The sequence below is a fragment of the Mucilaginibacter sp. P2_D11 genome (genome assembly GCF_056404435.1).
Genome location: NZ_JBFUEA010000003.1, coordinates 233,708 through 245,259, shown reverse-complemented (window position 1 = coordinate 245,259; position 11,552 = coordinate 233,708). Strand labels below are relative to the sequence as shown.

General features: G+C 47.2%; 10 protein-coding genes. 8 read left to right on the top strand and 2 right to left on the bottom strand.

Annotation, left to right across the window (positions count from 1 at the left end; all coding sequences use genetic code 11):
• Positions 1-67 precede the first annotated feature (67 nt).
• Genes AC1DXC_RS05850 through AC1DXC_RS05820 form a run of 7 tightly spaced genes read left to right on the top strand, consistent with a single transcriptional unit; the run spans position 68 to position 7,330 of the window.
• On the top strand, positions 68-1,213 hold the full coding sequence (locus AC1DXC_RS05850) for a porin (protein WP_477458205.1): 1,146 nt from the start codon (positions 68-70) through the stop codon (positions 1,211-1,213).
• Positions 1,214-1,222: 9 nt separating this feature from the next.
• Positions 1,223-2,653: an anion permease gene (locus tag AC1DXC_RS05845; RefSeq protein WP_477458204.1), complete on the top strand. Its 1,431-nt coding sequence runs from the start codon at positions 1,223-1,225 to the stop codon at positions 2,651-2,653.
• Positions 2,654-2,700: 47 nt separating this feature from the next.
• Positions 2,701-3,360 (top strand): succinate dehydrogenase cytochrome b subunit, encoded by a 660-nt coding sequence (locus tag AC1DXC_RS05840; RefSeq protein ID WP_477458203.1) that lies wholly within the window; start codon positions 2,701-2,703, stop codon positions 3,358-3,360.
• A 5-nt stretch (positions 3,361-3,365) separates the two neighbouring features.
• Entirely contained in the window at positions 3,366-5,276 is a 1,911-nt protein-coding gene (locus AC1DXC_RS05835; protein ID WP_477458202.1) for a fumarate reductase/succinate dehydrogenase flavoprotein subunit, read from the top strand.
• A 9-nt stretch (positions 5,277-5,285) separates the two neighbouring features.
• Positions 5,286-6,032 (top strand): succinate dehydrogenase/fumarate reductase iron-sulfur subunit, encoded by a 747-nt coding sequence (locus tag AC1DXC_RS05830; RefSeq protein ID WP_477458201.1) that lies wholly within the window; start codon positions 5,286-5,288, stop codon positions 6,030-6,032.
• Between the two features lie 11 nt (positions 6,033-6,043).
• The gene (locus tag AC1DXC_RS05825; RefSeq protein WP_477458200.1) at positions 6,044-6,862 is read left to right on the top strand and encodes a DUF6544 family protein; all 819 of its coding nucleotides are present in this window, start codon (positions 6,044-6,046) and stop codon (positions 6,860-6,862) included.
• Positions 6,863-6,874: 12 nt separating this feature from the next.
• On the top strand, positions 6,875-7,330 hold the full coding sequence (locus tag AC1DXC_RS05820) for a universal stress protein (protein ID WP_477458199.1): 456 nt from the start codon (positions 6,875-6,877) through the stop codon (positions 7,328-7,330).
• A 95-nt stretch (positions 7,331-7,425) separates the two neighbouring features.
• Here the strand turns inward: AC1DXC_RS05820 and yiaA are convergent, their stop codons facing one another.
• A complete protein-coding gene (gene yiaA, locus AC1DXC_RS05815; RefSeq protein ID WP_477458198.1) occupies positions 7,426-7,893 on the bottom strand; it encodes an inner membrane protein YiaA in 468 nt (155 codons plus the stop codon).
• A gap of 133 nt (positions 7,894-8,026) precedes the next feature.
• On the opposite strand from yiaA, the gene AC1DXC_RS05810 reads away from it, so the two are divergent.
• Positions 8,027-9,529 (top strand): hypothetical protein, encoded by a 1,503-nt coding sequence (locus tag AC1DXC_RS05810; protein ID WP_477458197.1) that lies wholly within the window; start codon positions 8,027-8,029, stop codon positions 9,527-9,529.
• A 64-nt stretch (positions 9,530-9,593) separates the two neighbouring features.
• On the opposite strand, the gene AC1DXC_RS05805 is transcribed toward AC1DXC_RS05810, so the two are convergent.
• On the bottom strand, positions 9,594-11,534 hold the full coding sequence (locus AC1DXC_RS05805) for a sensor histidine kinase (RefSeq protein ID WP_477458196.1): 1,941 nt from the start codon (positions 11,532-11,534) through the stop codon (positions 9,594-9,596).
• Between the last annotated feature and the right edge of the window lie 18 nt (positions 11,535-11,552).

Sequence of the window (11,552 nt, the reverse complement as noted above, 5' to 3'; positions counted from 1 at the left end):
CGTGTTATAACCCGCTGTGCTACATCAATTCTACTGTATTCAATCAAACGTTCTTTATCATCACCATGTGAAAAATCTTACCCTTCCGATCCTCCTGCTGTTTGCCTTTTTAAAGGCATCGGCGCAACAACCCGCGGCAGCGCCAAAGGTGAACACCGATACAATTAAAAACTTCTCCACCTATAAAAGGTCTATCACCTTCGCCGGCTTGTTGCAAACCCGCTTCCTGGGTTCGCTTACTAAAAATGTAGATGTAAACGGCAAAAACTTCGATCCGGCGGGAACAGCCTCCAAAATAACCAACACCTTTATGCTGAAGCGTGTGCGCTTTGTTGTGAAAGGTACGGTGAATGACCACTTCTCGGCCAACCTGCTCATGAACTTCGCAGAATTTAGCAGTGACCCATCTAACAAAGTGCTGGAGAATGCGTACGTGAAATACACCCTCAGCAGCCACTTTAATGTACAGGCAGGCCAGTTCAGGCCGTTCTTCGGCATAGAGGACGTAGTGCCTAATGATATCATCCGCACGCTGGATTACTCCAACCAGTACTACGCTTTTGGAGCGAGCGGATGGCAGAGCTTCCAAACGGGTGTTGCTGTATTTGGCAACGTTGATAAAGCCGGCCAATTGCGTTACTACGCAGGTGCCTACAATGGCAATAACCGCAACCAGGCCAACGATAACGACAATACCAAAAACTTTTATGGCCGCTTAGAAGCCGACGTTATTAAGGGTTTAACACTGGGCTTCAACGCAGGTGTGGGCAGTTTAGGAGCGGGTAAAGGCAATGCACTGGGTATAGATGTTAAAGGCGGCTTCCCAATTAACGAAAGATGGGAAGTTAGTTTAGGCGGCGAATACAAAACCGGGACAAATTTTGCCCTTTACAACACATTAACCGTAAAGCCCAACCTAAGCGAGGTACGCATGCAGGGCTTTTATGTCTTCCCTATTATACGCTACAATGCCAATATGCGCAGGGTTAGGGCTATCGAGTTCTCATCGAGGTACGAGTATTTTAATGAGAGCTCCTGGCTTAACCACAATTCCAGGCAAACTATTATCCCAAATGCCTCGCTCATTTTTGCTGATGATTTCTATGCCGCCCTCCAGTTAGGCGTCTCTATCGACCTATACCAACGAAACATCCCCCTCACTACTGCTTACAACCACAACCAGGCTTATCTCCAATTACAGGTACGCTTTTAATCCATCATCATGAAAGAGATCAATCTTAAATCATTTGCGATTACGCTGGTGGTTGGCCTAATTATCTGGTTTATACCGGTACCCGAAGGCGTTAAACCCAATGCCTGGCATTTGTTAGCCATTTTTGTAGCCACTATCGTCGGTATTATATTAAAAGCTGCACCCATGGGTACCATGGCCATGCTGGGTATTACGCTTTGCGCAGCTACGCAGGTGTTGGCGCCTGGTAAACCTATAGATGCCATTAAAAATGCGCTGAGTGGCTTTGGCAACTCCACTATCTGGCTTATCGGGCTGGCGTTTTTTATAGCGCGTGGCTTTATCAAAACAGGCCTGGGTAACCGGCTGGCTTATAACTTTATCAAGCTGTTCGGTAAAAGCACATTGGGTTTGGCTTATGGCTTAAACACTGCCGACCTGATACTGGCGCCGGCCATTCCAAGCAACACCGCAAGGGCGGGCGGGGTAATATTCCCCATCATGAAATCCATTGCGGTAAACATGGGCAGCGAACCGGAGAAGCCCGAAACCCACCGCAAAATAGGGGCGTTCCTAACGCTAAGCAGTTACAACGCAAATATGATCACTTCTGTAATGTTCCTTACGGCTACCGCAAGTAACCCGATGGCGCAGAAATTCGCACATGACCTTGGCGTTGATATTAGCTGGGGAAGCTGGGCCATGGCGGCCGCCATACCCGGGCTGGTTTGCTTTCTGTTGGTGCCCTTATTTCTTTATAAAGTTTACCCGCCCGAACTGAAGCAAACCCCGGAAGCGCCCTCATTGGCTGCTGCCAAGCTGAAAGAAATGGGAAAGATATCCATACAGGAATGGCTGATGGTGGCTACGTTCATCATTCTGCTGGTGCTGTGGATATTCGGCAACTTAATATCCATGGATGCCACTACCGGGGCATTAATAGGCCTTTGTATCCTGCTGCTTTGTGGCGTATTAACCTGGGAAGATGTAAAATCTGAAAAAGGTGCCTGGGATACTATCGTTTGGTTCTCTGCATTAGTAATGATGGGGTCTTACCTCAACTCTTTAGGGCTTATAGGCTGGTTTGGCCATTTAGTAGGCGGCAGCATGAAACAATTTAGCTGGCAGCTGGCTTTCCCGCTCATCATCCTGGTTTATTCTTATTGCCATTATATGTTCGCCAGTGCTACTGCACAGGTAGCGGCCATGTATTCAGTTTTTTTAGCGGTTGGTATTGCGGTAGGCGTGCCACCGGTAATGCTGGCTATTTTCCTGGGGGCCTGCCCCACCCTGATGGGCTCTTTAACCCACTACGGCCACGGGCCGGCACCCATATTCTTCGGCAGCACTTATGTAGATATGAAAGATTGGTGGAAACAAGGCTTTTTTATGAGCGTGCTGTTCCTGCTGGTTTGGTTTGTGGTGGGTGGCGTGTGGTGGAAGGTTATCGGCTTGTGGTAGCCGGCACTACCTTTTTATAAATTATTAATTGCCGATACAATCAACCTATGAAACAAACAACCATTCAATATAAGCTCGCCATGGCGGGTACGGGGCTGTTCCTCTGCTTTTTCCTGGTGATACATTTGTTGGGCAACCTGCAGCTGTTGTTACCCGCTACCGAGGCCAAAGAACAGTTCAACTGGTACTCGCATCTGCTGGCAGGGAATATGCTCATCAAAATCATATCCTGGGTGCTGCTTATTGCCATCATCGGCCACGCGGTGTACGCGCTGATACTCGCAGGTAAAACAAAAAAAGCCAACGGTATCAAATATGTGTACGATAAACGCGCCGATGTAAGCCCCTGGAACAGCCGCAACATGGGTTTATTGGGCACGGTGATACTCATCTTCCTTGTAATCCACCTGAAAGACTTTTGGTACGTATCCGACTTTACCACTATGGCTTTGGATAAGCAGGGTTACAAGGATATGTATTCGGTGGTGGTGCTAACCTTTCACCAGTGGTGGTATGTAGCAATTTATGAGCTATCCTTTATCGCTTTAGGCTTTCACCTGCTACACGGCTTTTTTAGCGCTGCCCGTACACTGGGGCTCTATCATCCAAAATATGTAAAGCTGGTGCGTTATACCGGCTGGCTGTACACCTCGCTTATCACCGGCGGCTTTATGCTGATACCCATTGTTGTTTATTTTAATAACTGATTATCATGTTAGATTCAAAAATACCCGAAGGCAAACTTGCTGACAAATGGGACAACTATAAAGAGCACGTAAAACTGGTAAACCCCGCCAATCGCAAAAAGCTGGATGTTATTGTGGTAGGTACCGGCCTTGCCGGTGCATCCTGCGCGGCATCGCTGGGCGAATTGGGCTACAATGTTAAATCCTTCTGTTTCCAGGATTCGCCACGCCGTGCGCATAGTGTAGCCGCACAAGGTGGCGTAAATGCTGCCAAGAATTATAAAAATGATGGCGACAGCGTGTTCCGCATGTTTTCTGATACCATTAAAGGCGGTGATTTCCGCTCACGCGAAGCCAATGTTTACCGGCTGGCAGAATGCTCTGCCAACCTGATAGACCAGGCCGTTGCACAAGGCGTACCCTTTGCACGGGAATACGGCGGCTATTTAAACAACCGCTCGTTTGGTGGCGTACAGGTATCGCGCACATTTTACGCACGCGGGCAAACCGGGCAGCAATTATTATTAGGTGCCTACCAGGCCCTAATGCGCCAGGTTGGTGCTAATAAAGTAAAAACCTACACCCGGCACGAGATGCTTGATCTGGTGGTAATAGATGGCAAAGCAAAAGGCATCATCACCCGCGATTTGATAACCGGCGAGATAGAACGCCATGCGGCCAATGCCGTGGTGCTGGCAAGCGGCGGGTACGGTAAGGTGTATTACCTGTCTACCCTGGCTATGGGCTGCAATACATCCGCCATTTGGCGGGCGCACAAAAAGGGGGCGTATATGTCGGGCGTCAGCTGGATACAGTTCCACCCAACGTGTTTGCCTCAATCAGGCGAGCATCAGTCTAAATTAACACTGATGTCCGAATCCCTGCGTAACGACGGGCGCATCTGGGTACCCAAACAAGCACACGACGAGCGCAAGCCAAACGATATACCCGAAGAAGAAAGGGATTATTATTTAGAACGGCGATATCCAACCTTCGGCAATTTAGCACCGCGTGATATCTCATCCCGCGCGGCAAAAGAACGCATTGACGCGGGCTGCGGTGTAGGGGTAATGAAGAACGCAGTGTTTTTAGATTTCTCAAAAGCCATCAAAGAACAGGGCAAAGAAAAAATCAAAGAGAAGTACAGCAACCTGTTTAAGATGTACGATAAGATAAACGCCGTAAACGCCTATGAGGAACCAATGCTGATATCACCTGCGGCGCACTTTACCATGGGCGGGCTTTGGGTAGATTATGAACTGATGACCACCATCCCAGGTTTATTTGCCCTGGGCGAAGCCAACTTTGCCGACCATGGCGCTAACCGCCTTGGTGCAAATTCCTTGTTACAGGCATCTGTAGATGGGTACTTTATTGCACCATACAGCATCCCCAATTATTTAGCGGGCGAACTGAAAGCTGAAAAGATTACTACAGATCACCTGGCTTTTGTTGAAGCCGAACACGCTGTAAAGGAACAATTGCAGCAATTCCTCAATATTAATGGCCACCTCTCTGCCGACCATTTCCACAAAACACTGGGTAAACTACTTTATGATGGCTGCGGCCTTTCGCGCACTAAAGCCAGCCTGCAAATTGCAATTGTATCTATAAAAGTGTTGAGGGAGCAATTTTACAAAGAGCTAAAAATAACCGGCGACCATACCGTGAACAGCGAATTGGAGAAAGCCGGGCGCGTGGCAGATTACCTCGACCTCGGCATACTGATGTGCGAGGACGCTTTAAGTCGCGAAGAATCATGCGGTGCCCACTTTCGCGAAGAATACCAAACGCCCGATGGGGAAGCGCTGCGCAATGATAAAGACTATTGCTATGTATCTGCCTGGGAATGGAAAGGTGCTAATGCCGAACACGAACTGCATAAAGAACCCCTTGTTTTTGAAAACGTATCCCTAACGGTAAGAAGCTACAAATAAATTCCGATCATGAAAATATACTTGAAGATATGGCGGCAGGATAGCCCCGAAACGCCCGGCGCGATGAAGAACTATGAGCTGGATGATGTGTCGCCCGATATGTCGTTCCTGGAGATGATGGACCTGCTGAACGAATCGCTGATACAAAAGAGCGAACGTGCGATAGAGTTTGACCATGATTGCCGCGAGGGCATTTGCGGGCAATGCGGCATGATGATTAACGGCCGTGCACATGGCCCGCTCACCCATACTACAACCTGCCAGCTGCACATGCGTAGTTTTAAAGATGGTGATACCATTTATATCGAACCATTCCGGGCAACAGCATTCCCGATTGTGCGGGACCTGAAGGTTGACCGGAAAGCGTTTGATAATATTATCCAGGCAGGTGGGTTTATTTCTGCTTCAACGGGAGAAACGCCTGAAGCCAATGGCATTCTGATATCGCATGCCATTGCCGAAGCAGCCTTTGATGCCGCGGCCTGCATTGGTTGTGGGGCATGTGTAGCCACCTGCAAAAATTCCAGCGCAGACTTATTCACTTCGGCCAAGATTACCCAGTTGGCATTATTGCCGCAAGGGCGGGTTGAACGGACTGAAAGGGTAATTGCGATGGTAAACCAAATGGATGCCGAAGGTTTTGGCCATTGCACCAATACCGAAGCATGCGAGGTAGAATGCCCGCAGGAGATATCGGTATTGCATATCGCCCGGATGAACTATGAATATAATAGGGCTCAAGTGGTTCAACATTGATATAAAAGACAATGATAATTTTATTACTGATTGTGGCAGGGTTAATCGTATTAGCTTTTGCCGCCAAGATGAGAGCAGGCTTTCAATTCAATAAACAAGTACAAGAACTGTTTTCTGTTTCGCCGGCGCTACCCGAAAAAAGATTTCAATATGAACAGTTAGAAGGTCTGCCCGCCCCTGTTCAAAGGTATTTTAAACATGTTTTAAAAGAGGAGCAGCCCTACATCAACACCATTCGGCTTAAGCATACAGGACAATTTAAAACCGGCCCGGACAAAAAATGGGTAAACATCCTTGGGGAGGAATACTTCACAACCTCACCCGCCGGCTTTTTATGGAAGGGCAAAACCGCAACCTTTACTGCCAAAGACTATTTTATAAAGGGCCATGGCGGCTTAAAGGTAAATCTGCTAAACCTGTACACGGTGGTCAACAAAAAAGGCAGCAATTATGATCAGGGCGAATTACTTCGGTGGCTTGGAGAAAGTGTTTGGTTTCCAACCAATCTCCTACCAAATGAAAATCTGCAATGGACCGCGATTGACAACAACACCGCAAAATTAACATTTAGTTATAAAGGGTTAGAGGTGTATTACATCGTTACGTTTGATGATAAAAATGAAATCGTACAACTCAAAACGATGCGGTACATGGGCGACGCAGACCTGGAAACCTGGGTAGCCAAACTGTCTGATTACCGGGAAATGAATGGCATTATCATCCCGCTTACCACAGAGGCCATTTGGGAATTGAAACATGGGCCTTTAAGTTACGCTAAGTTCCATGTAGAAAACATCGGGTATGATATACCTAATAAATTCAATAATTAAAAGTTACACATTATGGCACCTAAAAAAACAATACTGCTGCTAACCGATTTTACAAAACGAGCAGAACGCGCGGCAGACTTTGCGCTAGACCTGGCGATAAACAACAATGCTGATATATTGATATACAATTCTATCATCTCTATTGAGGCGTCTGTTATAACGGGCGAGCGCAAATCGCCCGACAAAGAAATCGCGGAGATGGGTGACAAAAGCAAAGAGCGCTTAAATCAATTGTCGCAATATTTGCACTCGAAATTAACCATAGGACAGCAAGACGCAGTTACCATATTCTGCAAAAACGGGACCGGGCCGGTTGTAGAAACTATTTCAGAGCTGGTGGCCGAAAATGCCATTTGGTTAGTAGTAATGGGTAATCATATCGACAAAACCATCGCTACCTTATACTTTGATAGTAATATCCCATCGGTAATGAATTACTGTGGTTGTCCTTTGCTACTGGTGCCTTAATAATTGCCCATAAATTCCCAACCCACAAAAAGCTGATTCCACAAAAAACCCCGCAGGCTTGCAAAGCAAGGCGCTGCGGGGCGGCAACCGCTACGTTACAGGTCTTTATCGCCGAACATCTTTGCGTCGCGGGTATTCTTTTGTACGGCAATGGCCGAAAACATACACAGGCAGAATGCCATGGCGTAAAATCCTTTTTCACTTCTTGCTAAATCGGCATTCCAAAGGCCAATCGTTAATAGTACCATTGCCGCAATGGTGGCAAACCAACTCAAGCCGTAGTAAAGATCGGTAACGGCAAGTCCTTCGGCCCTGTCCCTTACGCTTTTCTGCACGGATATTACCGCGAACATGCCAAATAATAAGATGGTGAAATAATAGCCTTTTTCGTTCAAATCCATTGTTGCATTCCATAAACCGATGAGATATCCCGCCATGCCTACCAATAAGGCCAACCAGGATGCGCCTATAAATGCGGCGGTGGGTTTAAATGGGTTTCTGATGTTTTCGCCATATTTTGCAATGGGCAAATTTCCTTCTGTTTTGTTTTGTAGCGGTTCCATGTTTGTTTTGTTTTAATTGTTAATATGGAAGCAAATGTGGGCTATAAAATACACCTGAAAAAGTCATAATATGTAAATTACTGACGATATAGTTTCGCAATTATCGTATCTTTATTTACGCAATTATATCTATATGGACTCCATTCAAGCGTTAACCAACCTGCTCAACAATACCGATAAAAAGCTATTCAGGCAGTTTTTACAGCGAAAAAACAAGAGGGCCGACGTTAAGAATCTAGCTTTACTTGATTTGATAGAAACTGACGATATAAGTAACTTAAGTAAACTCTACAATCCGGAAAAAAATAATGACGCATATCATGCGCTCCGTAAAAGGCTGCAGGATAATTTACTGCTATTCTTATCGCAGAAAACCTTTGAGAGCAATCATTCCGATACTTACGATGCGCTGCGGCTGGTTGTGGTGGGGCGTTTTTTGTTAGAGAACGACGTGGTGAAGATAGCCTTCAAATGTTTGGATAAGGCTGAGCGGCTTGCTGAAAATTTAGAGCAGCTTAACCTGTTGAACGAACTCCTGCTGCTGAAACTGCAGTATGCCCACCTGCCGGGAGCAGAAGACTTTGAAACTTTGACCGCGCGTTTCCTGCAGAACCAGGCTGATATGCAGCGGGAGGCTAAGCTAAATATGGCCTATGCCTTTTTGAGGAAGGAACTACAGGAGATACACCTGAAAGGGAAGGTGGTTAATTTGACGGCCCTGATGATAACGACGATACGGAAGTACAAAATTTCCGCGCAGGATTTGATGACGTACAAGTCTATCTACCAAATCCTTTTCATCGCGAATGAATACGCCGCAATACAGCAGAATTATGCGCTGATAGAACGCTATATCAATCGGACGGATAAATTTATACAAGGTCAGGCGCATAAAACACAATCCTATCTTTTTCACCATATATCCATCTTGTATTTTCTGGCGAACTTTCACCTGAGGCGAAAGAATTTTGCGGGGAGTACATCCTATCTCAAGGAAATGATGGATTTAATGGCGACGGATAGCCGCTATTATGAGCTGTTTTATTTGCGCCAATCTCTGCTTTCTGCGCTCAACCTGTTCTATACAGGCTTTGCTAACGATGCCATTGCGCTATTGCAGCAAGCGCTCTCCAATACAAAGCATCGTTCTAAACCGGAAGATATAGAGGATATACGGATATGTCTGACCATGTTTTTGGCCCTTTACAATGACCGGGGAAGTTTGAAACAGCTTACTTTACTGACGCGCACCGATGCCTGGTACGAAAAAAAAATGGGCATGTTATGGACGATTAGAAAGAATCTGATGGAAATTTTGGTGCATGCACAGTTCTCCAACATCGAGCTTGCCATGTCGCGGCTAAACAGTTTCCGGCGTCGATATAAGAAGTACCTGCTGAAAACGTCGGAAGAACGCGTGTTGCTGTTTTTAAGGCTGGTTGAAAAATACCTGCTAAAACCCGATGTAGCCTTTGATACGGCCTATAGAAAGACGGTTTTAAACATGGCGGGCACGTCTGAAAATGACGATATCTTCACCTTGAGTTTTATTGCCTGGCTGATAGCGCGCTGGGAGAAAAAATCGGCTTATAAAGTAGTGCTGACGCTCATCCAGGATGACACCTATGCGCAATAACACCACATTCATTATTCGATATCATTTATCCTGATTGGCCAGGGCTATCCCGCGAGATGCCTTTTTATGAAACAGGTAAGGTAAACTGAAAGGTAGAGCCAACGCCTTTTTCGCTGTCGGCCCATATGCGGCCATCATGGTGCTGGATAATCTCCGCGCAGATATACAAACCCACGCCAAAACCGGCTATATGTTTGGTATGTTCGGTGCCGGCGCGATAATAGCGATCAAAAATATGCGGCAAATCTTGCCGGCGGATGCCCATCCCTTCGTCCTGTACACTCACCTGTATCACGTCCGCCTGCTTCTCTGCCCGGATAATGACATTTTTACCCTTGGGCGAATATTTCACGGCATTAGATAAAAGGTTAGAAATAACCGAACCTATTTTATCACGGTCGGCGATAACCGCCAAACCAGAATTTACTTCGAAGTGGAACTGATGCGAACTGACCGTCAGCCGCATTTCTTCGAGTTGTTCGCCAATGAGTGCAGCCAGGTCGAACCCCGTTTTGCTGATTTCCAACTTACCCGATTCCAGGCGCGATACGTTCAGGAAGCCATTGATCAAATTGCTCATCTTCTTGGCTTGCTGGCTGGCTTTACCCAGGGCCTGCAGCAAGAACGTATCGCTATGGCCTTTATATTTCAGCTGCATCACCTGTACCAGCGCTGTTAGGCTAGTCAGCGGCGTTTTGAGTTCGTGGCTGGCCATCCCTATAAAGTCGTTCTTGCGTTCTTCGTCGCGTTTTTGCTCGGTAATATCGCGGGCTATTTTTGATACGCCTATCACTGTGCCTGCTTTATCGCGGATAGGCGAAATAGTAAGCGATACATTGATTTGCCGGCCGTCGGCGGTTTGGCGCACGGTTTCGTAATGATCTATTTTTTCGCCGTTGCGCAACTTGCTCAGGATTATCGGTTCCTCATGGTGCAGGTGCCCGGGTATTAATTTCAAGATGGAATTCCCCACCATGTCCGCTTTCTTATACCCGAAGATGGTTTCAGCACCCCGGTTCCAGGCCGTCACCACACCGTCGAGGTCTTTGCCTATAATGGCATCGTCAGAAGATTCTACTATTGCGGCCAGCTTGGCGCTGCGTTCATCGGCCTGCCGCAATTCATCATTGGCCGCATGCAGTTCCTCGTTAGTCGCTATCATTTCTTCATTGATAGACATCAACTCTTCATTCAGGGCCTGGGTTTCCTGCTCGCTCTCCTGCAAGGCCCTGGTGCGTTCGGCAACCCGCTGTTCCAGCGTTTCGTTAATATTCGCCAGTTCGTCATTGGTGGCCATAATTTCCTCGTTGGCCGCCGTCAGCTCTTCATTGAGGGCCTGAGTTTCTTCTTCGCTTTGTACCAGTTCACGGCGCAATTGTTCTTTGTCGCGGTAATCGTGGGTTACCTTGCGGTAAGAGTAAGCAGCGATACCCAGGGCCAACAACAGCGCAAGTACGATGATAGCCGGGGCCAGGCTACTATAGTGTTCTAAATTGGAGGCCCTTTCTGTGAGCAATCCGCGTTCCGCTTGTTCTGCTTTTGCGATAGCGGCGCGGAAACTATCCATGGCTGCCTTGCCTTCATTGAGGTCTGCGGACGCAATGGCCTGGCCGTGTTGTTTTTTATCGATGACTTCCTGAAGGATATCGAGGCGTTGCTGCAAAATACTACGGATGGCAGCCACATTGGCTTGCTGCCTGGCATTATCTGCCGTAAGCACCTGTAGTTGCCGGCCAAGGTCGCCGGCTTGTTTGTAAGCACCGTTATAAGGTTCCAGGAATTTAGCTTGCCCGGTTAGCAGGTAGCCACGCTGGCCGGTTTCGGCATCCTTCATGGTAGATAGCAATTGCTCCAGCTTTTGCATCACCTCGCCGCTGTGGGCTACGGCGCGATTGCTTTTAAGCAAACTGTTCAGCGCAAGCCACGATACCAGGCCAACCACCAGTAGGATAAATATAGAAAAACCATACCCCAAGCGGAGGTTACGGTGGAATTTGTTCATCATAGGACTAGCGGAAAAAAC